Origin of the sequence: Pseudomonas proteolytica (assembly GCF_007858275.1) — a bacterium.
Classification (GTDB): domain Bacteria; phylum Pseudomonadota; class Gammaproteobacteria; order Pseudomonadales; family Pseudomonadaceae; genus Aquipseudomonas; species Aquipseudomonas proteolytica.
Window position 1 is genome coordinate 50,132 of sequence record NZ_VFEV01000033.1, and the last position, 24,316, is coordinate 74,447.

General features: G+C 61.4%; 21 protein-coding genes and 2 pseudogenes. 13 read left to right on the forward strand and 10 right to left on the reverse strand.

The window, feature by feature from the left end:
* Positions 1 to 47 precede the first annotated feature (47 nt).
* From FIV38_RS21570 to FIV38_RS21580, 3 genes are all read left to right on the forward strand, one after another.
* The gene (locus FIV38_RS21570; RefSeq protein ID WP_029289609.1) at positions 48 to 1,958 is read left to right on the forward strand and encodes an ATP-binding cassette domain-containing protein; all 1,911 of its coding nucleotides are present in this window, start codon (positions 48 to 50) and stop codon (positions 1,956 to 1,958) included.
* Complete coding sequence (locus tag FIV38_RS21575) at positions 1,958 to 2,527, forward strand: mechanosensitive ion channel family protein (RefSeq protein ID WP_029289606.1); 570 nt, start codon at positions 1,958 to 1,960, stop codon at positions 2,525 to 2,527. The genes FIV38_RS21570 and FIV38_RS21575 overlap by 1 nt, the downstream gene beginning before the upstream one ends.
* Before the next feature lie 71 nt (positions 2,528 to 2,598).
* Positions 2,599 to 3,231, forward strand: a complete 633-nt coding sequence (locus FIV38_RS21580) for a LysE family transporter (RefSeq protein ID WP_029289605.1) — start codon at positions 2,599 to 2,601, stop codon at positions 3,229 to 3,231.
* Positions 3,232 to 3,368: 137 nt separating this feature from the next.
* Here the strand turns inward: FIV38_RS21580 and FIV38_RS21585 are convergent, their stop codons facing one another.
* From FIV38_RS21585 to FIV38_RS21600, 4 genes are read right to left on the reverse strand one after another with little or no spacing between them, the layout of a single operon-like run.
* The gene (locus tag FIV38_RS21585) at positions 3,369 to 4,109 is read right to left on the reverse strand and encodes a hypothetical protein (RefSeq protein ID WP_029289603.1); all 741 of its coding nucleotides are present in this window, start codon (positions 4,107 to 4,109) and stop codon (positions 3,369 to 3,371) included.
* 3 nt (positions 4,110 to 4,112) lie between these two features.
* Positions 4,113 to 4,700: a penicillin-binding protein activator LpoB gene (lpoB, locus tag FIV38_RS21590; protein ID WP_029289601.1), complete on the reverse strand. Its 588-nt coding sequence runs from the start codon at positions 4,698 to 4,700 to the stop codon at positions 4,113 to 4,115.
* A 35-nt stretch (positions 4,701 to 4,735) separates the two neighbouring features.
* Positions 4,736 to 5,104 (reverse strand): YcfL family putative periplasmic lipoprotein, encoded by a 369-nt coding sequence (locus tag FIV38_RS21595; protein WP_029289599.1) that lies wholly within the window; start codon positions 5,102 to 5,104, stop codon positions 4,736 to 4,738.
* A gap of 10 nt (positions 5,105 to 5,114) precedes the next feature.
* Positions 5,115 to 6,512, reverse strand: a complete 1,398-nt coding sequence (locus FIV38_RS21600) for a COG3014 family protein (protein ID WP_092232037.1) — start codon at positions 6,510 to 6,512, stop codon at positions 5,115 to 5,117.
* A 291-nt stretch (positions 6,513 to 6,803) separates the two neighbouring features.
* Between FIV38_RS21600 and FIV38_RS21605 the strand changes: the two genes are divergently transcribed.
* Complete coding sequence (locus tag FIV38_RS21605; RefSeq protein ID WP_092232035.1) at positions 6,804 to 8,702, forward strand: FTR1 family protein; 1,899 nt, start codon at positions 6,804 to 6,806, stop codon at positions 8,700 to 8,702.
* A gap of 131 nt (positions 8,703 to 8,833) precedes the next feature.
* Here FIV38_RS21605 and elbB read toward each other — a convergent pair whose 3' ends face one another.
* Positions 8,834 to 9,499: an isoprenoid biosynthesis glyoxalase ElbB gene (gene elbB, locus FIV38_RS21610; RefSeq protein ID WP_029289592.1), complete on the reverse strand. Its 666-nt coding sequence runs from the start codon at positions 9,497 to 9,499 to the stop codon at positions 8,834 to 8,836.
* A 184-nt stretch (positions 9,500 to 9,683) separates the two neighbouring features.
* On the opposite strand from elbB, the pseudogene FIV38_RS21615 reads away from it, so the two are divergent.
* A pseudogene (locus FIV38_RS21615) lies at positions 9,684 to 9,877 on the forward strand (sterol desaturase family protein); the annotation flags it as partial.
* On the opposite strand, the gene FIV38_RS21620 reads toward FIV38_RS21615, so the two are convergent.
* Complete coding sequence (locus FIV38_RS21620) at positions 9,873 to 10,514, reverse strand: DedA family protein (protein ID WP_029289590.1); 642 nt, start codon at positions 10,512 to 10,514, stop codon at positions 9,873 to 9,875. The pseudogene FIV38_RS21615 and the gene FIV38_RS21620 sit on opposite strands and share 5 nt — an antisense overlap.
* 207 nt (positions 10,515 to 10,721) lie before the next feature.
* Here FIV38_RS21620 and hemB point away from each other — a divergent pair, with 207 nt between their 5' ends.
* The 4 genes and pseudogenes from hemB to FIV38_RS21635 all read left to right on the forward strand — a co-directional run bounded on the left by hemB (position 10,722) and on the right by FIV38_RS21635 (position 15,613).
* On the forward strand, positions 10,722 to 11,735 hold the full coding sequence (gene hemB / locus FIV38_RS21625) for a porphobilinogen synthase (protein WP_070994028.1): 1,014 nt from the start codon (positions 10,722 to 10,724) through the stop codon (positions 11,733 to 11,735).
* Between the two features lie 18 nt (positions 11,736 to 11,753).
* Positions 11,754 to 13,976, forward strand: coding sequence for a polyphosphate kinase 1 (gene ppk1 / locus FIV38_RS21630; RefSeq protein WP_029289586.1), 2,223 nt, complete (start codon positions 11,754 to 11,756; stop codon positions 13,974 to 13,976).
* A 241-nt stretch (positions 13,977 to 14,217) separates the two neighbouring features.
* Positions 14,218 to 14,634: pseudogene (locus FIV38_RS30735) on the forward strand (amidase family protein); the annotation flags it as partial.
* Positions 14,635 to 14,695: 61 nt separating this feature from the next.
* The gene (locus FIV38_RS21635; protein WP_235860952.1) at positions 14,696 to 15,613 is read left to right on the forward strand and encodes an amidase family protein; all 918 of its coding nucleotides are present in this window, start codon (positions 14,696 to 14,698) and stop codon (positions 15,611 to 15,613) included.
* A gap of 55 nt (positions 15,614 to 15,668) precedes the next feature.
* Here FIV38_RS21635 and ppx read toward each other — a convergent pair whose 3' ends face one another.
* Positions 15,669 to 17,171, reverse strand: coding sequence for an exopolyphosphatase (gene ppx, locus FIV38_RS21640; RefSeq protein WP_092232032.1), 1,503 nt, complete (start codon positions 17,169 to 17,171; stop codon positions 15,669 to 15,671).
* A gap of 478 nt (positions 17,172 to 17,649) precedes the next feature.
* Between ppx and FIV38_RS21645 the strand changes: the two genes are divergently transcribed.
* The 4 genes from FIV38_RS21645 (at position 17,650) to FIV38_RS21660 (ending at position 22,187) form a co-directional block, all read left to right on the forward strand.
* Complete coding sequence (locus FIV38_RS21645) at positions 17,650 to 18,297, forward strand: DUF1120 domain-containing protein (protein WP_092232029.1); 648 nt, start codon at positions 17,650 to 17,652, stop codon at positions 18,295 to 18,297.
* Positions 18,298 to 18,369: 72 nt separating this feature from the next.
* Entirely contained in the window at positions 18,370 to 19,137 is a 768-nt protein-coding gene (locus FIV38_RS21650; protein WP_092232026.1) for a fimbria/pilus chaperone family protein, read from the forward strand.
* Positions 19,138 to 19,186: 49 nt separating this feature from the next.
* On the forward strand, positions 19,187 to 21,616 hold the full coding sequence (locus tag FIV38_RS21655) for a fimbria/pilus outer membrane usher protein (RefSeq protein ID WP_092237246.1): 2,430 nt from the start codon (positions 19,187 to 19,189) through the stop codon (positions 21,614 to 21,616).
* A 4-nt stretch (positions 21,617 to 21,620) separates the two neighbouring features.
* Positions 21,621 to 22,187 (forward strand): DUF1120 domain-containing protein, encoded by a 567-nt coding sequence (locus tag FIV38_RS21660; RefSeq protein ID WP_092232023.1) that lies wholly within the window; start codon positions 21,621 to 21,623, stop codon positions 22,185 to 22,187.
* Here the strand turns inward: FIV38_RS21660 and FIV38_RS21665 are convergent.
* Genes FIV38_RS21665 through FIV38_RS21675 form a run of 3 tightly spaced genes read right to left on the reverse strand, consistent with a single transcriptional unit; the run spans position 22,159 to position 24,197 of the window.
* The gene (locus FIV38_RS21665) at positions 22,159 to 22,896 is read right to left on the reverse strand and encodes an amino acid ABC transporter ATP-binding protein (RefSeq protein ID WP_029289575.1); all 738 of its coding nucleotides are present in this window, start codon (positions 22,894 to 22,896) and stop codon (positions 22,159 to 22,161) included. The genes FIV38_RS21660 and FIV38_RS21665 overlap by 29 nt on opposite strands.
* Positions 22,883 to 23,533, reverse strand: a complete 651-nt coding sequence (locus FIV38_RS21670; protein WP_029289573.1) for an amino acid ABC transporter permease — start codon at positions 23,531 to 23,533, stop codon at positions 22,883 to 22,885. Before FIV38_RS21670 ends, FIV38_RS21665 begins: the two co-directional genes overlap by 14 nt.
* Positions 23,526 to 24,197 carry an amino acid ABC transporter permease gene (locus FIV38_RS21675; RefSeq protein ID WP_029289571.1) on the reverse strand — a complete coding sequence of 224 codons (672 nt, stop codon included), beginning with the start codon at positions 24,195 to 24,197 and terminating at the stop codon, positions 23,526 to 23,528. Before FIV38_RS21675 ends, FIV38_RS21670 begins: the two co-directional genes overlap by 8 nt.
* Between the last annotated feature and the right edge of the window lie 119 nt (positions 24,198 to 24,316).

Here is a 24,316-nt window from a genome sequence, read left to right on the forward strand (position 1 = left end):
CACACCCAAGCCAGCGGCTAACGAAGCTGGTAGACTCCGCCGCCATTATGATCCGACTTCAAAGCCTAACATTACAGCGTGGCCCGCAACGTCTTCTTGAAGACGCCGAGCTGACCCTGCACGCCGGTCACAAAGCCGGCCTGATCGGTGCCAATGGCGCCGGCAAATCCACGTTGTTCGCCCTGTTGCTCGGTGAGCTGACCCCGGATTCCGGGGACTGCCTGCTGCCAGCCGACTGGCGTATCGCCCATATGCGCCAGGAGATCGACACCCTGGACCGCATCGCGATCGACTACGTGCTCGATGGCGACCTGCGCCTGCGCCAGGTGCAACACGACCTGGCCGAGGCCGAGAAAGCCCAGGACGGTGCCGCCCAGGCCCGCCTGCACTCGGAACTCGACAGTGCCGACGGTTACACCGCCGATGCCCGAGCGCGCAAGATGCTCGCCGGCCTGGGGTTCACCAACGAACAGATGGATCGCCCGGTCGCCGACTTCTCCGGTGGCTGGCGCATGCGCCTGAACCTGGCCCAGGCGTTGATGTGCCCCTCGGACCTGTTGCTGCTCGACGAACCCACCAACCACTTGGATCTCGATGCGATCCTGTGGCTGGAGGATTTCCTCAAGAGCTACCCGGGCACCTTGCTGCTGATTTCCCACGACCGGGATTTCCTCGACGCTGTGGTCGATAACATCGCCCATGTCGAACAGAAAAAAATCACCCTCTATCGCGGCGGCTACACTGCGTTCGAGCGGGCCCGTGCCGAACGCCTGGCCCAGCAGCAACAGGCGTTCGAGAAGCAACAGGCGCAGCGTGCGCACATGGAAAGCTACATCGCCCGGTTCAAGGCCCAGGCCACCAAGGCCCGTCAGGCCCAGAGCCGGATCAAGGCGTTGGAGCGCATGGAAGAGCTGTCGGCGGCCCACGTCGATTCGCCATTCGACTTTGTGTTCCGCGAATCGGTGAAAATCTCCAGCCCCTTGCTGGACCTCTCGGATGCACGCCTTGGCTATGGCGACAAAACCATCCTGGAGAAGGTCAAGCTGCAGCTCACCCCGGGTGCGCGCATCGGTTTGCTCGGGCCCAACGGCGCGGGCAAATCGACGCTGATCAAGAACCTTTCCGGTGAGCTGCAACCCCTGGCCGGGCGCCTGACCCGTGGCGAGAACCTGGTGGTGGGCTACTTCGCCCAGCATCAGCTGGACTCCCTCGACTCCAAGGCCAGCCCGCTCCTGCATTTGCAGCGCCTGGCGCCAACCGAGCGCGAGCAGACCCTGCGCGACTTCCTGGGTGGTTTCGACTTCCGTGGCGCGCGCATCGATGAGCCGGTGTTGAATTTCTCGGGCGGCGAAAAAGCCCGTTTGGCCCTGGCGTTGATCGCCTGGGACCGGCCAAACCTGCTGCTGCTCGACGAACCGACCAACCACCTGGACCTGGAAATGCGCCTGGCGCTGACCATGGCCCTGCAGGAATTCAGCGGTGCAGTACTGGTGGTGTCTCACGACCGCCACTTGCTCAAGAGCACCACTGATAACTTCCTGCTGGTAGCTGATGGAAAAGTCGAAGAGTTCGATGGCGACCTGGACGACTACGCCCGTTGGCTGACTGACTATCGACTGCGCAACGCGCCGGTCAGCAACACCCCGGTCAACCCGGACAAGACCGACAAGAAAGCCCAGCGCCAGGCTGCCGCGGCCCTGCGCCAGCAGTTGGCACCGCACAAACGCGAAGCCGACAAGCTCGAGGCCGAACTGGGCAAGGTCCACGAACGCCTGGCCAAGATCGAAGCCAGCCTCGGCGACAGCGCCGTGTACGAAGCGGCCCGCAAGGATGAACTGCGCGACCTGCTGGCCGAACAGGCCAAGCTGAAGGTGCGCGAAGGGCAATTGGAGGAAACCTGGATGGAAGCCCTCGAACTGCTGGAAGGCCTGCAAGCGGAGCTGGAGGCACTGTCCTGATGGAAGCCTTGCAACTGCCGCTGCCCGCGCAATGGATCGAACCGGTGTGGGTCGGCGTGCAAATCCTGCTGATCCTGCTGGCCGGCTACCTGGCCCAGCGCTTCGTCGCCAAGGGCCTGACGCGCCTGGGCGAGCGCTACCCGTTCCCGCCGCAACTGCTGATGCCCCTGCGCGGTGGCCTGCGCTGGCTGATCATGGGCAGTGCGCTGATCTTCGTCCTCGAGCGCCTGGGGGTGTCGGCCACCGTGCTGTGGACCGCGTTGTCGGGCTTTGTGGCCGTGGCAGCGGTGGCGTTCTTTGCCATGTGGTCGGTGTTGTCCAACCTGCTGTGCGCGATCCTGATCTTCACCGTCGGGCCGTTTCGCCTGGGTGATGTGGTGGAGTTGGTGGATACCGTCGACAAGCCTGGCGTCAAAGGTCGGGTGATCGCGATCAACCTGCTTTACACCACACTGATCGAAGTGGCCGAGGCGGGCACCGACAGCGCTGTGGTGCAAGTGCCCAACAGCCTGTTCTTCCAGCGTTCGGTACGCCGCTGGCGCGGTAGCGACGTCAGCCCCATATCCTGAAAAAACTCTAGCCAGCCCTCGGCCCTCGGAGTTAGCTTAGTGCTCACGACGAATTTGCTACGAGGTGTGTAATGGCGCTCGACACATGGCTGGCCTTCTTCCTGGCCAGCTGGATCATCAGTCTCTCTCCCGGCGCGGGCGCCATCGCCTCGATGTCCAGCGGCCTGCAATACGGTTTTGTGCGCGGCTACTGGAATGCCATCGGCCTGCAACTGGGCCTGGCGATGCAGATTGCCGTGGTGGCCGGCGGCCTTGGGGCGGTGCTTGCGGCGTCGTCTACCGCCTTCTACGCGATCAAATGGTTCGGCGTGGCCTACCTTGTGTACCTGGCCGTCAAGCAATGGCGTGCCTTGCCCATGGACCTGACCGATGACGCTGCCGTGCGCCCCATCGGCAAGCCCATGGCGATGATGTTCCGTGGTTTTCTGGTGAACGCCAGCAACCCCAAGGCGCTGGTGTTCATGCTGGCGGTGCTGCCGCAGTTCGTGAACCCGCAGGCGCCGCTGCTGATCCAGTACCTGATCCTCGGCGCGACGATGATCGGCGTGGATATGATCGTAATGGCCGGCTACACGGGGCTTGCGTCCAAAGTGTTGCGCCTGTTGCGCACGCCCAAGCAGCAGAAGCGCGTGAACCGCACGTTTGCCGGATTGTTCGTGGGCGCTGCGGGTTTCCTCGCCAGCCTGCACCGCGCCACGGCCTGACGGAATAAACCCAATCAAAACTGTGGGAGCTGGCTTGCCTGCGATACACGCGCCGCGGTGTCACTGATACACCGCGCTGATGCGATCGCCGGCAAGCCAGCTCCCACATTGATGTGTGCTAGCCGAGCCATTGAGGTTCAGCGCAGGATTTTCGGCGCTTCGTCCCTTGGCAGGTTATTGCGCAACGCAGGCTGGCCGGGCTCTTGATAGCCGCCGCCCAACTGCTCTTGTAGCTGGCGTGCCACGTCCTCACCCAAGGCTTTCGACACTTCCCTCACCACCCGTGGCCGGTTCAGGTTCACGCGCACATCACGACTGCTCACCAGCTTGGTGTCCTGGCCTTCGCCCATGGCGGTAAACGCCGAGGTGATTTCATAGGTGCGGGTGTTGATCAGACTGAAATCCGCCACCACGCTCAGCCCCAGCACCGCCGAATAGCTGCTGGTGTGATCCAGGGCGTTGATGTCCCGGGTGAAGTCGATGTCCGATAGGGTGCCGAACAGTACATAGTCCGCGCCCTTGAAGTGGCCGGCCTTGATCCGCTTGATCACGTCGTACACATCGCCCTTGGCTTCGCTGGTGTAGGGCGTGCCCTGGACGAGTTGGAACTGGCGCGACTTGAGGATCTCGCCCTTGATATCGCCGCTGAATTTGCGCAGCTCGCCCTGTTCGATGTAGCTGCTGCGGCTTTCAAACTCGCTGTAGCTGGACGCGCCACTGGCGTTATAGGCACTGGCCTGGAAGTTGTTGCTGGCCGAGACTGCGTGGATGTATTCCTCTACGCGCGCCTCGTAGGCCAGGTCTGTGACGGCAATTTTCGGTGCCGCCCAGGCGCCAAACGTGCAAAGCAAGCCGATGATGCCGATCCATAGGCGCATGGCTTAGCGCTCCGTGGTCTTGCGGATTTCTTTTTCATCCATCCATTCGGCCAGGCCGCTTTCGACGTCGACCAGTTGCAGGCTGAACTTGTAGAACACGTCCTTGTAGTCGGCACTGCGCTTGACGATGGAGCTGATGGAGCCTTCCAGGCGGTACTTGGCCGCGACCATGTTGCCGGTCTTGCTGACCGTGGATTTCTTGTACAGGCCGCTCTGGTTTTGCAGCTTGAGCTGGTCGACCTGGCTTTGCATGTCGGTGTTGTCGCTGGCGAAGCGGGCGGTGCCGGTCTTCATCAGTTGGGTCTTGATCGAGGTGGTGATCTCGCGGGTATCGATGTATTCGCTGGTCTTGTTCTTCACGTCATACACCTGCACCACCGGGCGGCCCTGGAGAATGCCGGACTGCGCCAGGGAGCGGGTCATGCTTTCGGCGATCATCTGCAGGTCGGTGGAACCGAACTCGTTGGTCACCAACTCCACGGCCTTGGTATCGCCGTAGCTGATGTTTTTGCCGCCGATGACCGGCGAGGTATTAGCGCAGCCGCTGGCCAGGGCGGCGATCACGGCGAGGAACGAAAAGCGTGCAAACATGGGAAGGTCTCTCGAAAACTGAATAGGGGGCAGGTTCAAGGCGTCTTGACTTCAAGGCGGAAGTCGGCGGCCTGGGGCAGGTTGGCGATGGCCGGCAGGAAGGTGGCCTGGTTGGCGTAGAGGTTCAGCACTTTCCAGGTTTCTTCGTCGCCCACCGGGAAGCCATCGGCACCCAGCCAGGCGAAGCGGTAATACATCATCTGGTTGCTGCTGGTGATGTTGCTCAACTGCACCTTGGCGGTCAGGAAGCCGTTTTCGCGGGCCACGCGAATCGCGCCCACGGCAATCCCCTTGAACTTGCCCATTACCACGACTTTGCTCGCCGCGCTGCCAGGTTCCGGCGGCGGGGTGGCGCAACCGGCGAGGAAGATCAGCGCCAGGGCGCCGAGGATAAAATGACGCATAGCGTGCTCCTTAAGGTTGTTTGAGGCTGGCCACGGCCTGGCCCGGGTTGCTCGCGACCACATGGGCCGCCAGGCCGCTGGCGAATACCTGGTTGCCGACCACGCGCAAGGTAATCACCTGGTGGCGTTGTTCGGCCTTGACCGTCACCAGCGCGCCACCCAGGGCATTGGGCAGGCTCACCTGGTGCTCGCCATGCTTGAGGCGCAGGCGCGTGACCTGGGTGACGTCCGGCAGGGTGCGCCAGGTGCGGGTGTCGGCGCCCTCGGTGACGGCGGAGGCGATGCCCAACACCAGGCCGGCCATGGGGTTGGTCTGGTTCAGGTTCTTTTGTGTCACACCACGGCTGATGGCGCGCACGGTGGTGCGCAGGATGATCCCTGGCATGTCGTCGCGCAGGGCGCGGCGGGACATGGCGGTGGTGCTGTTGAGGGCCGTGAGGTTCTGCTGCCGGCCATCGACGCCGATCTGCGCAAAGGTGGCCGTCGAGGTGTCTGGCTTGATCACCGGGAACGACAGCGGTGTGATCACCCAATGCCCGTCGATAGGGATCGGCAGTGGCAGGCGGATCGAGTCGCGAGCCGGCGCCAGGCCGCTCTGGACCACGATCAGCACGTCGCTTTCGTCAGCCGCCACGCCGGGCGCGTCCAGATCGAGCAGGGCCTGTTCCAGCAGCGGTGTGTTGGGGCGCAGTTCGGCGGCCTTGCGATAGCCCGGCGCGGCCAGGTCTTTTTCACCCAGGGCTTCGTAGACGAAACCGGCCAGGTAATGACTGAAAGCGCTCTGGTAGCTGTTCTTCAGGCCCACCACGTCCGGCGCGTCGAGGCTTTCCACCGGGTAGCCGCGCAAGTCCTTGAACTGGGTGGCGACGCCCTGGCGTTCGGCTGCGTTTTCGCGCTTGAGGTATTCCTTGTCCCGCAGTTCGGCGATCACCGCTTCGCGTTCGTGGGTTTTCTTGATTTCGGTCCGGGCGCCGTCGAAGTCGTTGACCGCCAGCAGATTCAACGCCATCTGGGTGGTGAGCATGACTTTTTCATAGTCATACCCTTCGTAGCGCCGCACCTTGTCATTGACCAGGAAGCTGCCGAACTGCGCCAGATAGCGCTCAGTGTCGAACTTGACCGACTCTTCCCACTTGTACACCACCAGGTCTGCGCGGTGCCAGGCCGCCTGGCTGCCGGCCAGGTCACCCTTGGCGCGCAGCAACTCGCCTTTTTCGAAATAGTAGAGAAGGTCTTTGTCTTCGCTGCTGTTGTTTTTCTCCAGCAGGGTCAGCGCACCGTCGACATTGCCGCTGGCCAATTGCTGGTTAGTGGCTTGCAGTTCCGAGTCGTAACTGCGGAACATCGAACAGCCCGACAGCAGCGTGACCGCAGCGAGGGCAAGGGAGATGAAGACGCGAGATGCCATTGGAATGCTGCTTCCCTGAGCGTAGTCGGCCGAAGGTGCTGGTCGGGCCGAATAACCAATCGCAGGAAAAGCCTTTCCTACACATTCCTCATAAAACGAGGAGCTGAAATGCCGATTCGCGATAACGAAGGCGGCGCATTATAGGCTTCGTTACTGGCAAAACAATGGCTTTTGCGTGGGTGTATTGAAGACCTGGGCGGGTCATTTCGGCGGACAAAGCACTAACGCCTTGAGTCAAACCCATTAACATTCGACAATATGTTACTTCTTGTTTCCATCTGAGATTCATTCATGACTGCCCCCTCCCGTTTTCTCGCCTGGCTGTTGTTGCCGGCGTTGGTGTCGTGCAGCTTCAATCTGTTGGCTGCCACCGCAGAAGGTGCGCCCCAGGCCCTGCATTTGCTGGACTACATTGGCGCTGACTATCCGCCGACGGTGGAGGCGGGCAAGGTGGTCGATGAGTCCGAATACCGTGAGCAGGTGGAGTTTCTCGGTGTGCTGCAGGGGCTGGTGGCAGACCTGCCCGACAAGCCCGAGCGTGCGGCCCTGGTCAAAGGCGTCGATGAACTGCTGGGCGCCGTCACCACCCATCGGGACGGCAACGCGGTCGCACGCCAGGCACGGCAACTGGGTGCGCAACTGGCGGCAGCCTATGAAGTCAGCCAGGCACCGGCCATTACCCCAGACCCGACACGGGGTGCGCCGCTGTACGCCCAGCATTGCTCGGTGTGCCACGGTGACGCCGGGGCGGGCGATGGCCCGGCCGGTGTCGGCATGACCCCGCCGCCGGCCAACCTGCGCGATGCGCAGCGCCTGGACCGCCTGAGCCTGTATGGCATCTACAACACCCTGGGCCTGGGCGTCGAAGGCACCGATATGCCGTCGTTCGCCGACCAGTTGGATGACCGTCAGCGCTGGGACCTGGCGACCTATATCGCCGGCTTCACCGCCGACCCGGCCGCAGCAAAAAGCGAAAAATCCTTCAACCTGGCCGACCTCGCCCGCCAGACCCCGGAAGAAGTGCTGGCCGCCGAAGGGCCGGAGGCGGTCCGGGTGTTCCGCGCCCAGCGTGCGCAGCCGCCGCAGGTCCAGCGTGGCCCGGCGCAATTGCTGGAGTACACCGCCGCCACGCTGGACAAGAGCCTGGCGGCGTTCCGCAGTGGCGAGCATGAACAGGCCTACGACTTGTCGGTAGCGGCGTACCTGGAAGGCTTCGAGCTGGTGGAAAGCTCCCTGGATAACGTCGACGCCAATGTGCGCAAGGACACTGAGAAGGCCTTGATGGCCTATCGGCAGTCGTTGCAGGACGGGCTGCCGATCGAGCAAGTCCAACAGCGCCTGGACGTGGCCAAGGGCAAACTCACTGAGTCGGCCGGCCTGTTGGGCGGCGACGGCTTGAGCTGGTCCTTGAGCTACATCTCGGGCTTGCTGATCCTGTTGCGTGAAGGGCTGGAAGCGATCCTGGTGCTGGCGGCGATCCTCGCCTTCCTGCGCAACACCGGCCAGCAATCGGCGGTGCGCAGCGTCAACGTCGGATGGGCCCTGGCCCTGGTAGCCGGCGCGGCGACCTGGGCGCTGGCGGCGTATGTCATTGACGTCAGTGGCGCCCAGCGCGAGTTGCTGGAAGGTTGTACGGCGCTGTTCGCCAGCGTGATGGTGCTGTGGCTGGGCGTGTGGATGCATGACCGCCGCCACGCGGCCGCCTGGCAGGACTACATCAAGAGCAGCCTGGTCGGCGGTGGTGGGCGTTTTGGGTTTGCGATCCTGGCGTTCTTCTCGGTGTACCGTGAACTGTTCGAAGTGATCCTGTTCTACGAAACCCTGTGGCTGCAGGCCGGTCCTGCCGGGCATAACGCCGTGTTGGCCGGTGGTGCCACGGCGCTGGTGTTGCTGATGGGCCTGGCGTGGATCATTCTGCGCGGCTCGGCGAAATTGCCGCTGGCGCTGTTCTTCGGAATCAACGCCGCGCTGCTGTGCGCGCTGTCGGTGGTGTTCGCCGGGCATGGCGTCAAGGCATTGCAGGAAGCGGGTATCTTCGGCACCCGGCCGGTGGCGTTCTTTGACTTCGACTGGCTGGGCATCCACGCCGATGCGTATTCATTGAGTGCCCAGGCGGTGGCGATCATTGCGATTGTGGTGTTGTACAGCCGCAGCCGCCTGGCCGAAAAGCGCCGGGTCGCGGCTTCTTAAGCACGCCAGCGGTCAAAAGTGGGAGCGGGCTTGCCCGCGATGCAGGCGCCTCGGTGTGTCAGTTAAACCGAGGTGATGCTATCGCAGGCAAGCCAGCTCCCACATCGCTGCTGTGAATAGTCAGAGACGACTCAGTCGTTCTCGTGGGTCAGTTCCAGCACCCGGTCCACCAGCTTGTTGATGCCCGATGCCACTTCGCTGATGTTCTTGCCCAACATGTAGGCCGGCGTGCTCACCAGTTTGCGCGCCTTGTCTTCGACGATCTCATCTACCGCGCATTCCTGGTGGGTGGCGCCCATCTTGTCCAGTGCCGCCGCCGTGTCGGTGTCGTTGCCGATGGTGCAGGTCACGCCGGGGCCGTAGATTTTTGCCGCCAAGGCTGGCGAGATGCAGATCAGCCCCACGGGCTTGGCTGCTTCGGCGAAGGCTTCGGCCAGTGCCAGTACATCCGGGTTGACGCTGCAGCCGGCGCCTTCGACAGCAAAGGTCGATAGGTTCTTCGCCGCACCAAAACCGCCGGGCACGATCAATGCGTCGAACTCCTCCACGCGGGCCTCGCGAATGTCCTTCACCTCGCCCCGGGCGATGCGCGCAGACTCCACCAGAACATTGCGCGACTCGGGCATTTCTTCGCCCGTGAGGTGGTTGATCACATGCATTTGCGCAATATCCGGCGCGAAGCACTGAACCTCGGCGCCGCGCTGGTCCAGGCGCAGCAAGGTGATCACACTTTCATGGATTTCAGCGCCGTCGTACACGCCACAGCCGGAAAGGATCACTGCAATCTTTTTGCTCATGGGCATTTCTCCTGATTTATGGCGTTAAATGTCTACTTATTTTTCGGTCATTGCCAATGGGGCATCCGGCCATTCGCCCTAATCTTGATATGACAATAGTCGACCGGACTGGCCCTTGGACTTCGTTCCTTGCGCGGTACCGTTGTTCATTGCCCTGATTGTGTTCGAACGGCTGGGCCGCCCTGCACAGAACGCTCTCTACATGGATCGCAACCAAGGCGGGGTGTTCATTATTTGGGGGCGTTCGTTTGGCTCGTTACCGGAAGAAGACGAAAAAGAGCCGGTGATCTTTGGCGTGACCACGCCTTTGCCAGTTGGAAGCCGCTGTGGGCCAACTGGCAGTTCTATGCGCAACGATGGAGTGAGGCGCGGCTTACTCGATTGGCGTCGTAGGCTCGGGCTTTTTCTCGGCCAGTTGTTCCTGCGCCAATTGGGCCTTCTCGGCGGCGCAGGTTTCCCGGGCCAGGCGGGCGTTGCGGATGCGCCGGCGCAGCCACAAGCCCAGGCCGAGCACGAGCAAGGCGCCCAGCACCCAGAGCTCGTATTTCTTGACGCTGCCCAGCATGCCTTCGAGCACGGCGCCGAAGTGGTAGGCCGCCGCCCCCAGCGCAGCCGCCCAGATCGCCGCGCCAATGCCGTTGAGCAACAGGTAGCGTCCCGGCGGGTAGCCTGACAGGCCGATGGCCACGGGCATGACCGTGCGCAGGCCATAGACGAAACGGAAACTCAGCACCCAGATATCCGGATGCCGGCGGATGTGCTCCAACGCCCGATCACCCATCAACTGCCAGCGTGGCTTGCGTGCCAACAATTTGCGCCCATGCTTGCGGCCCATGAAGTACCAGAGCTGATCGCCGGCGTAGCTGCCGAAGAACGCGACCACCACCACTACGTTGATATCCATGTATCCGCGGAACGCAAGGAAGCCTGCGAGAACCAGAATGGTCTCACCTTCAAAGAACGTCCCCAGGAAGAGGGCAAAGTAGCCAAAGTCATTCAGAAATTGTTGGAGCATTGTCTGGGTGCTGGCGAAATGAACGCGCAGCCTACGCCTTCGTGGACATTCATGAAAGTATCGAGATGTGTCATGAAGTGAACATTTCCTACAGAAACCGTGAATGCGGCGACAGGTCGCATGAGTAAGCACAACTGTCATTCCTTCGTCATAATGACCGCTTATAACTGTCACGCTCGCCCGTCAAGCCGGGCTCAGGAGTCTGCCGTGAGCTTTACCCCCGCCCAACGCCTGTTTCCCGCTACCCGCCTGCGCCGCAACCGTCGTGATGATTTTTCTCGCCGCCTGGTGCGTGAAAACGTACTGACGGTGGATGATCTGATCCTGCCGGTGTTTGTGCTGGACGGTGAAAATCGTCGGGAAGCGGTGGCGTCGATGCCGGGCGTCGAGCGCTTGACCATTGATCTGCTGCTCGAAGAAGCCGCGCAGTGGGTCGAGCTGGGGATTCCGGCGCTGGCACTGTTCCCGGTCACGCCGGCCGGGCTCAAGTCCCTGGACGCCGCCGAGGCCTGGAACCCCGAAGGGATTGCCCAGCGCGCGACCCGCGCCCTGCGCGAGCGCTTTCCGGAGCTGGGGGTGATCACTGACGTGGCGCTGGACCCGTTCACCACCCACGGGCAGGATGGGATCCTGGATGAAGAAGGCTATGTGCAGAACGACATCACCGTCGATGCCCTGGTCAAGCAGGCGCTGTCCCATGCCGCCGCGGGCGCCCAGGTGGTGGCCCCGTCGGACATGATGGACGGTCGTATCCAGGCAATCCGTGAGGCGCTGGAGCTGGCCGGCCACGTCAATGTGCGGATCATGGCCTATTCGGCCAAGTACGCCAGCGCCTACTACGGGCCGTTCCGCGATGCGGTCGGCTCGGCGTTGAACCTGGGCAAGGCCAACAAGGCCTCGTACCAGATGGACCCGGCCAACAGCCACGAAGCCTTGCACGAAGTGGCGGCGGACCTGGCCGAAGGCGCCGATATGGTGATGGTCAAGCCCGGCATGCCGTACCTGGACATCCTTTATAGGGTCAAGGAGGAATTCAAGGTGCCGACCTTTGTCTATCAGGTCAGTGGTGAATACGCCATGCACATGGCTGCGATTCAAAATGGCTGGTTGGGTGAAGGAGTGATCCTCGAGTCCCTGACTGCCTTTAAACGTGCGGGTGCCGATGGCATCCTGACTTACTTTGCCGCCCGTGCCGCCCAATTGCTTAGAGAGCAACAATAGCCCTCACAGGAACACTCGATGAATACCGAAGGACTCACAGACGTTGCCGTAAAAGACGCTCACCCGGTGGTTGAACAGGTGGCCGAAACCCCGCCGGAGCTTGTGCCTGAGCAGCCTGCCGTGATTACTGAGCCGGTGGTGGCGGCACCGCCTATCGTGATTCCGAACCTGGATGACAGCAGCCTGTATATCCATCGCGAGCTGTCCCAACTGCAATTCAACATCCGCGTACTGGAACAGGCGCTGGATGAGTCCTACCCGCTGCTCGAGCGCCTGAAGTTCCTGCTGATCTTCTCCAGCAACCTGGACGAGTTCTTCGAGATCCGTGTCGCCGGCCTCAAGAAACAGATCACCTTTGCCCGTGAACAGGCTGGCGCCGATGGCCTGCAGCCGCACCAGGCCCTGGCCCGCATCAGCGAGCTGGTACACGGCCATGTGGACCGTCAATACGCCATCCTCAACGACATCCTGTTGCCGGAGCTGGAAAAGCATCAGGTGCGGTTCATCCGTCGGCGCAACTGGACCGTCAAGCTCAAGACCTGGGTGCGTCGCTACTTCCGTGACGAGATCGCGCCGATCATCACCCCGATTGGCCTGGACCCGACGCACCCGTTCCCGCTGCTGGTGAACAAGAGCCTGAACTTTATCGTCGAGCTCGAAGGGATCGATGCCTTTGGCCGTGACTCGGGCCTGGCGATCATCCCGGCACCGCGCCTGTTGCCACGCATCATCAAGGTACCGGAAGAGGTCGGGGGGGCTGGCGATAACTATGTATTTCTTTCGTCGATGATCCACGCCCATGCCGATGACCTGTTCCAGGGCATGAAGGTCAAGGGCTGCTATCAGTTCCGCCTGACCCGTAACGCTGACCTTGCGGTCGACACCGAAGACGTCGAAGACCTGGCCCGCGCCCTGCGCGGCGAGCTGTTCTCGCGGCGCTACGGCGACGCGGTGCGCCTGGAAGTGGCGGATACCTGCCCCAAACATCTCTCGGACTACCTGCTCAAGCAGTTCAACCTGGCCGAGACCGAGCTGTACCAGGTCAATGGCCCGGTGAACCTGACGCGCCTGTTCAGCATCACCAGCCTGGACAGCCATCCGGAGCTGCAATACACGCCGTTCACTCCGCAGATCCCGAAACTGCTGCAAAACAGCGAGAACATCTTCAGCGTGGTCAGCAAGCAGGACATCTTGCTGCTGCACCCCTTCGAGTCGTTCACCCCGGTGGTCGACCTGCTGCGCCAGGCCGCCAAGGACCCCCATGTACTGGCTGTGCGCCAGACCCTGTACCGCAGCGGCGCCAACTCGGAAATCGTCGATGCGCTGGTGGACGCCGCGCGTAACGGCAAGGAAGTCACGGCGGTGATCGAGTTGCGTGCGCGGTTCGACGAAGAGTCCAACCTACAACTGGCCAGCCGCCTGCAAGCAGCCGGCGCGGTGGTGATCTATGGTGTGGTCGGCTTCAAGACCCACGCCAAGATGATGTTGATCCTGCGCCGCGAAGCCGGGGAAATCGTGCGTTACGCACACTTGGGCACCGGTAACTATCACGCCGGCAACGCCAAGCTCTACACCGACTACAGCCTGCTGACTTCCGACGACGCACTGTGCGAAGACGTCGGCAAACTGTTCAGCCAGTTGATCGGCATGGGTAAGACGCTGCGCATGAAAAAGCTCCTGCATGCGCCGTTCACCCTGAAGAAGGGCATGCTTGACATGATTGCCCGCGAAACCCAGTTCGCCCTCGACGGCAAGCCGGCGCATATCATCGCCAAGTTCAACTCGCTGACCGACCCGAAGATCATCCGTGCGCTGTACAAGGCCAGCCAGTCCGGCGTGCGCATCGACCTAGTGGTGCGCGGCATGTGCTGCCTGCGTCCGGGTATTGCCGGGGTGTCGCACAATATCCACGTGCGTTCGATCATCGGCCGCTTCCTGGAGCACACGCGGGTGTTCTACTTCCTCAACGGTGGTGAAGAGCAGATGTTCCTTTCCAGTGCCGACTGGATGGAGCGCAACCTCGACAAGCGGGTAGAGACCTGCTTCCCGGTAGAAGGCAAGAAGCTGATCATGCGGGTCAAGAAAGAGCTGGAGAGTTATCTCACCGATAACACCCACAGCTGGAGCCTGCAGTCGGATGGGCGCTACGTGCGCAACACCCCGACCGGCAACCAGAACCCGCGCAGTGCGCAGGCCACCTTGCTGGAGCGGCTGGGCAGCCCGCTGCTGGCCGTACGCTGATACTGGCCTGAGCCTACGTCCACCTCTGACCGGTCGGACAGGCGCTTCAGATATGCCAGGTTGGGAGCTGCCTCTTTGCATTCCTAGACTGACACCGGGCTATCAGACGATAGCCGGTGACAGCTGAGGAGTTTCAATGATGGGGCCAGTCGTAGGAATGGGAGTGGGAGGTACGGGGCTACTTGATGCGTTCACTTCGCCGCCAAAGGATTATCGCAGCGCGCACATGATGGCGTCGGGCATGAGCCAGGCGACGGTCACTTCAGAGGCCCTGGTAAAGGATTCGCTGAAAAGCATCGCCAATATCGACCAGGGGTTGCAGGGCGGCAATGCGTTTCTTGAAGTCAATCCTGATGCCCGTGAGCAGGCAAAGGCGCGCGACCTGGAGCGTGCCAACGGTAACGTGCGCGGTTTTTTGCATGGCGTTCCGATCGCTCTGAAGGATGTCTTTGAAACCAGTGGGAAAATGCAGACCAGCGCGGGTTCCCGTGCGTTGGTGGGATTGCCGACGAAAAAAAACGCCAAGGTTGTGGATAACTTGCTCAACGCGGGTGCGGTCATCGTGGGCAAAACCAACATGAGCGAGCTGTCCAACTTTCGCTCCGACGTACCGGTTGACGGATGGAGTTCCCGTGGCGGGCAAACCCTCAACCCGCATCGGCTGGGAGGGCAGGTGGCGGGTTCGAGTTCCGGTTCGGCGGTGGCGGTTGCCCAGGGGCATGTCCCGCTGGCATTTGGGGGTCGAGACCAATGGTTCGATCATTGCCCCGGCGGCCTACAACGGTGTGTTCGGGGTGAAAACAACGGCCGGGCTGGTGAGCACCGAGGGCGTGATGACCAGTTCGAGGCTGGACGCGGTGGGCACGTTCACGCGCAACATACGCGATGCCGCCGAAGCGCTGAACGCCATGACACAAACAACCGTCTACACCGCCGGGCTGAAGCCGGATGCCTTGCAGGGCAAGCGGATCGGCTACACCCCAGTGCCCGAGTTGACGCAAGAAGAAGCCAGGGATCCGGCCATACGCGCGGACAAAAAGCATTTTGAGGACGCTATCCAACTCCTGGCGTCCAAGGGTGCCGTCATGGTGCCGATCACCGCGCCGGATGCTGATGTATCGCGGCAAACCTACCATCAATACAACGCCGCGCTTATGGCCGGCATCAAGCCAAGACTGGAAGCGTACCTGGCCACACGGGAAGGGTTGCCCGTGAAGTCGTTGTCTGAGCTGATTGCATTCAATGAACGCGACAGGCGGCCGGGGGAGCCTGATCAGGATCTGCTGGCCCTTATCAACGGCCTGCAGCTGACGGATGAGCAGCGCGAGAGCCTTTGGGCGTCCGTTATCCCCACGTTCAGGAACGCTCTCGACAAGCCGCTCAATGAACACAAGCTCGATGCCATTGTGTCGAACTTCCAATCACACAGTTACTACGGCGCCGCCGCAGCAGGCTACCCCGGTATATCGGTGCCTTCGGGTATGGATGAGGAGGGGATGCCGACCGCGATTCACTTGTGCGGCACGGGCAACAGCGAGGCCACGTTGCTTTCGATCGCCTATGGTTATGAACAGGCCTCCCAGGCTATCCAGGAGCCGGCCTTCAAGCCGGGTGTGCCACAGACCTCGAGCGTTTAGGGGCGTCGTGAAGTCGCGCACCGGACGCCAGCCAGGCATCCGGTGCGTTGCCAGGTCAGTGGACGTTCAGGGTAAAGCCTACCCGTGTCAGCCACTCGGCCTCCTGGGCAAAATCCGCCTGGGTCAAGGGGTGTTCATCCAGCCAACTTTCGGGGAACACCACATCCAGGCTGTCGCCACGGGCGTGCAGGGTGACCTGCGGCATCTGGTGGGTGCCGCGAATGTGATGGAACAGAATCGCAAAGCGCAGCAGGGCACACAGGCGAATCAGCTTGATGCCCTCGGCGCCGAATTCGGCGAACTTGTCCCTGGGAATATTGCGGCGATGACCGCGCACCAGCAACGCCAGCATCTGCTGGTCTTCCCGGGAAAAACCCGCCAGGTCAGAGTGCTCGATCAGGTAGGCGCCGTGCTTGTGGTAATGGTAGTGGGCGATATCCAGCCCCACTTCATGGACCTTGGCCGCCCAGCCCAGCAGCTCCCGCCAGACCCCTTCTTCAAGCTCCCAATCCTCGGCGACCTGGTCAAAGGCATGCAGCGCCTTGCGCTCGACCCGTGCCGCCTGTTCCAGGTCAACGTGGTAACGCTCCATCAGCGAGCCCAGGGTGCGCTCACGCACGTCTTCATGATGATGACGGCCCAGCAGGTCATAGAGCACGCCTTCACGTAGCGCACCATCGCAATGGTCCATACGCTGCAGTTCGAGGGCGTCGAAGATGGCTTCAAGGATCGCCAGGCCGGCCGGGAAGATAGTCCGGCGATCAGGCTTGATGCCCTCGAAGTCGATTTTATCGGCATCACCGAGCTTGAACAGCTTGCGCTTGAGCCACGCCAGGCCTTCGGCATTCACCTCACCAGTGCCATGGCCGCCAGCCTTCAGGGCCAGGCCGATGGCGCGGATGGTGCCGGATGAGCCGATGGCTTCATCCCAGGTCAGGCGATGCAAGGCATGCTCGATGCTCATGATCTCCAGCCGCGCCGCCGTATACGCCTGGGCGTAGCGCGCCGGGGTGATCTTGCCGTCCTTGAAATAACGCTGGGTGTAGCTGACGCAGCCCATTTGCAGGCTCTCACGCAGCAACGGTTCGAAGCGCTGGCCGATGATGAACTCGGTGCTGCCGCCGCCAATGTCCGCTACCAGACGCTTGCCAGGGGTGTCGGCCAGCGTGTGGGAAACGCCGAGGTAGATCAGGCGCGCTTCTTCACGGCCGGAGATGACTTCTACTGGGTGCCCGAGGATCTCCTCGGCGCGGCGGATGAATTCGCCACGGTTGCGCGCTTCGCGCAATGCGTTGGTGCCGACGATACGCACGGCGCCCTGGGGCATGCCATTGATCAGTTGGGCAAAGCGCTTGAGGCAATCGAGCCCGCGTTGCATGGACTCTTCGTTGAGCTTGCGCTCGTCGTCGATGCCGGCAGCCAGTTGTACCTTTTCGCCGAGTCGCTCAAGGATGCGGATCTCACCGTTCTGGGCCTTGGCCACGACCATGTGAAAGCTGTTGGAGCCCAGGTCGATGGCGGCGATCAAGGACAGATTCTTGGCTTGGGATTGCGGCATGATTAGGGGATCTCGGTCGATAACCTCGCCATCGTGCCACGATCAAACGCTGACGCCAACGCGTAGTGCTTGGTGATTTGTCCTACCCATGCTCTCGATCAAATTTTGTAGGAAATGTAGGGCAAATTTCCGTATGGCCGATGACATCACTCTTGGTCCGTGAAGGAAGTTGCACGATTTTTTGCGACTTGGGCGTTTTATGTTATTTCCTACATTATTCGCGTAATTGTGCTGGACCATAACTTGTTCCGGACTACTTGGGGGGTTAGTAAAAGGGACAGTTGTTTTTTATGAGTCTCACAGGGTTTAAGGTGTTGTCTTATATTTATTGAGTGGGCCCAGGGGTGAAACTGTCATTCGGCAATCAAGCCGTGGTGTTATTTATCTATGCTTTGTGTTTCAAGGATGAACTAATAATGGAGAACAGAATCTCCGCTCGAATAAATAATGCCTGACACTTTTCAACGACAGGTCGATCATGAAAAAAGCAGTAGGTTTGACAGTAGGCATTATTTGTCTGGCAGCCAGTATTGGCGCTCAAGCAACAAACGTTGCGCAACTGGTCGTACGCGGGACGATCACACCCGCAGCCTGCAATCTGAGCCTGGGCGGCGGTGGCATCATCGACTACGGGACCATTCGCTCCGGTGAACTGTCCCAGACCGCCTTCAACCCCCGTGAAGAGAAAACCACGTCGGTGGCCGTCAACTGCGGCACTACCCCGGCCAAGTTCGCCCTGGCCGTGACTGACCTGCAGGCAGGCAGCAAGGTCACCGGGATCCTCGGTGCTGGCTATACCGAGGCGCAGAACTTCGGGCTGGGCGCTGTATCGTCCCGGCGTACCGGAGGGTACTCGGTCACGCTCAGGGACCTGAGGTCCTCAGGTGTCGTGTTGAACCCAATCATGCGGGTCAGCACCGGCGCCTGGCAGAACAGCGACGGGAAAGTCGCGCAGGCACCCAGCCAGTATTCGTGGCGTAACGGTTCGACCGTTACCCCCGCGTCAATCTCCCAGCTGACAGGGGTGATTGCGGTGAAGGCGGTCATCAACAGGGCGCAGGATTTGGACCTGACCCGTGATGTCACGCTGGATGGCCGCGCTACTTTAGTACTTAGTTACATCTAAGGACTTATAAAAGCAGCCGATATTGAAACGGAAGTTTTCATAACGCTTTCGTGACTTGTCGGCTGCTTTTGCATGGCTGTTTATTTTCTTGCTGTTTGTCTGGGTTGTTGCGGAGAAACCACGGTGAGTTGTTTTTTGAAAGCAAGTGTGACGCTGTTGTGGTGTGCCGGTCTGTTGTTATGCGCAAGTGGCATTACGGTCGCCGATGGCATGCAGCCCGAAACAACGGTCGTGGTGTTATATGAAGAAGACGGTGAAGCGACGATCAATATCAAGAACACCGACCCGGGGCCCGCGTTACTTCACTCGGTGATTGAAAACATTCCTGAAGATCAAGAGCCACTGTTGATAGTCACGCCGCCGATTACCCGGGTCGAGGCAGGTGAAACCCAGCTAGTGCGTTTTATCAGCACGGCTGGGGCGCCGCTCAAGACCCAGCGGTTGAAACGTGTGTCCTTTGAAGGGATTCCCCAGGCACGTAGCCCCGGTGGTACGACCATTGGCATTACCTTGCGGCAGAACCTGCCACTGATCCTGCACCCCAAGGGGTTGGCCAGGCACCAGGCACCCTGGGAGTTGTTGAAGTGGAAGCGCCAGGGCCGCGGCTTGGTTGTGCATAACGACAGCGCGTATGTGGTACGCCTGGCGCTGGAGTTGCAACTGTTGCCCGGCAAGCAACTGGCGACCCTGCCGCGCAGCTATGTCCTGCCGGGTGAAGTACTGGTGGTCGATACCCACGGGCCGCAGTCCGATGTCACCTCGGTGGTTCTGCAGCCCGCGACGGTGTACGGGTTCAGTGTCGACAGCTATCAAGCAGATGTCACCGACCATGGGGTTTGAGCGGGCGGTGGGCAAAGGGGCCGGCGGTGCGTGTTGCTCGGGGCTGTTCATGGGCCTGGCAACCCTATTCGGGGTCCAGGGGGACGCGCAGGCCATCCAGTTGGGCGACGGGTTTGATCTGGCCGCCCTGACCACGCACGGCATTGATCCAAAAGTCTCGGAGTACTTTCGCAGCGCCGCGCGCTTTCGCGAGGGCGTACAGGTGGTCGGGCTGCGGGTCAATGGCACGGCGTTGGGGCTGGTCGATGCGCGTTTCGACTATCAAGGGCAGCTGTGTTTTACCCGCGGGCTGCTGGACAAGGCGGGTTTGCGGGTGCCGTCGGTGGTCCTGCAGGCTGGCGTGACGGCTGAGCAGGCGTGTCACGACTTTCTTGGCGAGTTCCCGGCGACGCTCGTCAGGTTGCGCCCCGGCAGTGACGAAGTGTCCCTGGTGGTGCCTACGCAATCGTTGCGCGAGCCAGAGTGGGAGGTGGGCAGCTTCAGCCAGGGCGGGACGGCCGCCATGCTCAACTACGATGTGCTGGGCTTCGACAGCCATGTGCGCGATGGCTCCAGTCGTTTTGTCTCGGCCTACACCGAGGCGGGATTCAACCTGGGCAACTGGGTGGTGCGCAGCCGACAGTTCTATATTTCCGATAACGGCAGGGGCCGTAGTGAACACGTATATGCCTATGCCCAGCGCGATTTCGCGGCCTTGCAGTCGACCTTCCAGGTGGGCCAGATTTCCAGCCGCAGCCCGGTGTTTGGCGGCCTCCAACTCTCGGGCCTGCAGCTCTTCCCGGATGGTGTTGCGCGCCTGGGGAGTTCCAACGGCGTCGTGGTTGAAGGCTTGGCCCACAGCCAGGCGAGGGTCGAGGTGCGCCAGTCCGGCGTGCTGATTTATTCGACCCTGGTGCCCGAAGGGCCCTTCAGCCTGACAGGCCTGCCCCTGCTCAATGGCACCAGTGACCTGGACGTGAGTGTCATCGGTACGCGGGGTGGCAAGCGCAACTTCGTGGTGCCCGCCGCGTCTTTTGGTGCTCAAGTGCCGGTGGCGCCGGGCTTCGACTTTGCCCTGGGCAAAGTGCGGGAAACCCTCGCCAATGGCCGGGAGTCGCCGGTGGTGGCGATGGGCAGTGGCACTTGGGGCCTGGGCGCAGGCACCTCCCTGGGGCTCGGTGTGCTGGGGACCGATGACTATCACGCGGCTGGCGGTACATTGAGCCGTGTCTTTTTCCAGCGGGTCACGGTTGCGGCACGGCACAACCGCTCGCGAGACAAGGTCTACGCAGTGGGCGGGACGCGCAGCGCCGTGTCGTTGGGCAGCCCTTTGGGCGCGGGGGTTGAAGTCAACCTGAGCGTCACCACCCAGAGCCAGGGTTACCGTGATGTGCTGGAGGCCGGCATGGCATCGACTCGGGATGCCCTGGGCGCAAGGTTCCAACACCAGTACACCGCCGGCATAAGTTGGGCCGAGCCGGTTTTGGGCGCGTTCTCCCTTAGCTATTCGCGCAACCGGCAGTTTGATGGACAGGGCGCCGAGCATGTATTTGCGTCGTGGAACAAGCGCTTCAATGAGATTGATGTCGCCCTGGTCGCCGATTCCCAGACAGGCCCCTCCCGTCGGCGCAAGCGCCGTTATGCGGCCAATGAGGAGCTCCCCTCGCAAGGCGTGTCAGTGCGCCTGCAAGTCAGCGTGCCCTTCGGCGAGAGTCGTCGCCTCACCTCTTTTGCGAGTCGGCGCAACGGTCGCTCCGATGTCGGCACCGCGCTGTCGGAACGGGTCAACGAGTATGTGGACTATGAGGTCGGCGCCGAACGCGACCTGAGTGAGCGCCAGCAATCGGTCTACGGGCGGGTCGACGTCATGCCGCGCTACACCCGCATCGGCGCCGGAATGAGCCGGGAAGCATCAGGCACCAGCTACACCGGGCAACTGCAGGGCGCCGTGGTCGCCCATGGGCAGGGGGTGTCCTTTTCGCCCTATGCGGTACAGGACACGTTCGGCCTGCTGTCGGTGGGGAATATCGCGGGCGCCAAGGTCTCCACGCCCCAGGGCCCGGTCTGGACCGACTATCGCGGTCATGCGGTCATCCCAGGGTTGCCGGCCTACAGCAACACCCACCTGGAGGTGCAGACCCAATCCCTGCCCAAGCATGTCGACCTCAAGAACGGCACCCACACCCTCGCTGCCGCACGCGGGTCGTTCAATACCGTGGAGTTCAAGGTGGTCAGTGCACGCCGCGTGCTGTTGACCGCTCATGACCAGCGAGGGCGTGCGTTACCCCAGGGGGCTGCGGTGTTTGGAGCGGACAAGGCTTTCCTGACCAGCGTGGTGGGCGAAGGGCTGATCTTCCTGAATGACAGCGAGCCCCAGCAAATCCTGAGTGTCGAGTTGCCTGACTCGACGACGCCCTGCCTGTTGCAACTGAACCTTGAGTCAGAGCCTTCCAATGACAAATTGTATGAAACCGCCTCGGCTACCTGCCGTGGATTGTAAGTCGATGGGCAGCCTCTCTCGGTGCCTGTTGTTTGTGATGGCGTTACTGGCCAGTGAGGCCAGCGTCGCGACGTGTCAGGTAGCGCTGAGCCAGCCTCGGGTGGACTACGGCGTCTTGCGCCATGGGCAAGGGCTGGATGGGCACGCAGGCGCGCAGTCGCTGGGCCGGCGGACGGTGTTGTTGAACGTGGTCTGTGTCGATCCTGCTCCCATGGCACTGCGGTTCAGCGGCTCGCCTGCGGGAGGGCTGGGCTTTCGGTTTGGCGGCGAGGGCGCCTTTGCCCTGGGTATCAGGCACGCCCATGTTGATGGGCGATCCGTGGATCTGATCGCCGAGGGTGCGCCGTCCGTGGCTGTCAACGAACACCTTATGCCCGGGCAGGTCCTGATCGCGCGCGCGGCGGGTGTCCCGGTGGCAGGCCGACGGCTATCGGCCCACCTTGAGATCGACCCTTACTTGCCGGTAGGGGCTTTCTCTGTGCGCCGCGAAACCACCCTCGAAGGGCGGGTGCAGGTTGAGTGGATGCCACTGGGGGTGAGTATCAGCCCGGCTGTTCCACCGAGCCAATGAAGTTGGCCAGTTCGGCGGTGCGCGGTTGGGCGAACAGGGTTTTCGGGTCGCCCACCTCGTGCACTTTGCCCTGGTGCATAAACACCAGTTTGTCGCCCACTTCCCGGGCAAAGCGCATCTCATGGGTCACCATGATCAGCGTCATGCCGTCCTTGGCCAGTTGGCGCACTACGCTGAGCACTTCATTGACCAACTCCGGGTCCAGCGCCGAGGTGATTTCATCGCACAGCAATACCTTGGGCGACATTGCCAGGGCGCGGGCAATGGCCACCCGCTGCTGTTGACCGCCAGACAGGCGATCGGGAAATGCATCGAACTTTTCCCCCAGGCCGACACGGTCGAGCATCTGCCGCGCCAGTTGCGTGGCCTTGGCCTTGGGTACTTTTTGCACGACCTGGGGCGCGAGCATGACGTTTTCACCCACGGTCAAATGGGGGAACAGATTGAACTGCTGGAACACCATGCCGACTTTCTGCCGCAGGCTGCGCAGGTCGGCGCGGGCTGCGTCGAGGTATTCGCCATCGACTTCAATCACCCCGTCGTTGATTGACTCCAGGCCATTGAGGGTGCGCAGCAAGGTGGACTTTCCCGAGCCACTGCGGCCAATGATCGCCACCACCTGGCCTTCCTCGACCGTCAGATCGATGCCCTTGAGCACATGGTGATCGCCGTAATACTTATGCAGCGCGGATATTCTAAGCAGAGGCATGCAGTCTCCTTTCCAGGTAGCGGGCACTGAGGGACAAGGGGTAGCAGAGCAGGAAGTAACCGAGTGCAACCAGGCCGTAGACCATGAAGGGCTCGAAGGTGGCATTGGCGAGCATGCCGCCGGTCTTGGTCAGTTCGGTGAAGCCGATGATCGACGTCACCGCCGTGCCCTTGACCACCTGCACCGAGAAACCCACCGTTGGCGCCACGGCAATACGCAGGGCCTGGGGCAGGATCACATAGCGCAGTTGCTCATAAGGGTTTAGCGCCAGGCTGGCGGAGGCTTCCCATTGGCCATGGGCAATGGAGTCGACACAGCCGCGCCAGATCTCGGCCAGGTAGGCGCTGGTAAACAGGGTCAAGGCAATCGCGGCGGCCAGCCACGGCGAGATATCGATCCCCAGCAAGGCGATGCCGAAGAACACCAGGAACAGCTGCATCAGCAGCGGCGTGCCCTGGAACAGTTCTATATAGGTGCGGGCAATATTGCGCGGCAACGCCTTTTTGCTGATGCGCAGGGTCATTACCAGCAGACCGATCAGCCCACCGCCGATAAACGCCACCAGCGACAACAGCAATGTCCACTGCAGGCCGGTCAGCAGGTTGCGCACGATGTCCCAGAACGAAAAATCACTCATGGCTGTTCCTCATCACATAGCGACGGCCGATCCAATTGAGCAACTGGCGGATCATCAGCGCCATGCACAGGTACACCAGCGTGGTCAGTGCGTAGGTTTCAAAGGCGCGGAAGTTGCGTGACTGGATAAAGTTGGCGGCAAAGCTCAGTTCTTCAGTGGCGATCTGCGAGCACACCGCCGAACCGAGCATCACGATGATTATCTGGCTGCTCAGGGCCGGCCAGACCTTGCCCAGCGCCGGCAGCAGCACCACGTGGCGGAACGCTTCAAAACGTGTCATCGCCAGCGCTGCCGCCGCTTCCAGTTGCCCGCGGGGAATCGCCTGGATGCCGGCCCGGATGATCTCCGTGGAATAGGCGCCCAGGTTGATCACCATCGCCAACACCGCCGCTTGCCATTCGGAAATCTGCAGGCCCAGGGACGGCAGGCCGAAGAAGATAAAAAACAACTGCACCAGGAACGGTGTGTTGCGAATCAACTCGACATACACCCCGAAGAACCAGCAAAACGGCTGGATTTTCCATGCGCGCACCACGGCGCCGACAATCCCCAGCGCCACCCCCAGGATGGCGCCGATGGCGGTCAGTTCCAGGGTGAACAACGCGCCGCGCAACAGGAGGTCGGTATTGGCCAGCACCGGCGCAAAGTCGAATTGATAGGCAATCAGATCATTCATGCGGATATCCTTTTGTTGTTTATGTTCTTAACCCATTGAATTCATTGGGCTAGGTTTGATTTTCCGTTTTGGATTACGTCCTTGTCCGATTGCACAATGTCCACATA

Excerpts from the sequence above, each read along its gene's own strand:
- FIV38_RS21570 (WP_029289609.1), top strand. The coding sequence starts at position 48 with ATGATCCGACTTCAAAGCCTAACATTACAGCGTGGCCCGCAACGTCTT.
- FIV38_RS21575 (WP_029289606.1), top strand. The coding sequence starts at position 1,958 with ATGGAAGCCTTGCAACTGCCGCTGCCCGCGCAATGGATCGAACCGGTG.
- FIV38_RS21580 (WP_029289605.1), top strand. The coding sequence starts at position 2,599 with ATGGCGCTCGACACATGGCTGGCCTTCTTCCTGGCCAGCTGGATCATC.
- FIV38_RS21585 (WP_029289603.1), bottom strand. The coding sequence starts at position 4,109 with ATGCGCCTATGGATCGGCATCATCGGCTTGCTTTGCACGTTTGGCGCC.
- lpoB (WP_029289601.1), bottom strand. The coding sequence starts at position 4,700 with ATGTTTGCACGCTTTTCGTTCCTCGCCGTGATCGCCGCCCTGGCCAGC.
- FIV38_RS21595 (WP_029289599.1), bottom strand. The coding sequence starts at position 5,104 with ATGCGTCATTTTATCCTCGGCGCCCTGGCGCTGATCTTCCTCGCCGGT.
- FIV38_RS21600 (WP_092232037.1), bottom strand. The coding sequence starts at position 6,512 with ATGGCATCTCGCGTCTTCATCTCCCTTGCCCTCGCTGCGGTCACGCTG.
- FIV38_RS21605 (WP_092232035.1), top strand. The coding sequence starts at position 6,804 with ATGACTGCCCCCTCCCGTTTTCTCGCCTGGCTGTTGTTGCCGGCGTTG.
- elbB (WP_029289592.1), bottom strand. The coding sequence starts at position 9,499 with ATGAGCAAAAAGATTGCAGTGATCCTTTCCGGCTGTGGCGTGTACGAC.
- FIV38_RS21620 (WP_029289590.1), bottom strand. The coding sequence starts at position 10,514 with ATGCTCCAACAATTTCTGAATGACTTTGGCTACTTTGCCCTCTTCCTG.
- ppk1 (WP_029289586.1), top strand. The coding sequence starts at position 11,754 with ATGAATACCGAAGGACTCACAGACGTTGCCGTAAAAGACGCTCACCCG.
- FIV38_RS21635 (WP_235860952.1), top strand. The coding sequence starts at position 14,696 with ATGTCCCGCTGGCATTTGGGGGTCGAGACCAATGGTTCGATCATTGCC.
- ppx (WP_092232032.1), bottom strand. The coding sequence starts at position 17,171 with ATGCCGCAATCCCAAGCCAAGAATCTGTCCTTGATCGCCGCCATCGAC.
- FIV38_RS21645 (WP_092232029.1), top strand. The coding sequence starts at position 17,650 with ATGAAAAAAGCAGTAGGTTTGACAGTAGGCATTATTTGTCTGGCAGCC.
- FIV38_RS21650 (WP_092232026.1), top strand. The coding sequence starts at position 18,370 with ATGGCTGTTTATTTTCTTGCTGTTTGTCTGGGTTGTTGCGGAGAAACC.
- FIV38_RS21655 (WP_092237246.1), top strand. The coding sequence starts at position 19,187 with ATGGGCCTGGCAACCCTATTCGGGGTCCAGGGGGACGCGCAGGCCATC.
- FIV38_RS21660 (WP_092232023.1), top strand. The coding sequence starts at position 21,621 with ATGGGCAGCCTCTCTCGGTGCCTGTTGTTTGTGATGGCGTTACTGGCC.
- FIV38_RS21665 (WP_029289575.1), bottom strand. The coding sequence starts at position 22,896 with ATGCCTCTGCTTAGAATATCCGCGCTGCATAAGTATTACGGCGATCAC.
- FIV38_RS21670 (WP_029289573.1), bottom strand. The coding sequence starts at position 23,533 with ATGAGTGATTTTTCGTTCTGGGACATCGTGCGCAACCTGCTGACCGGC.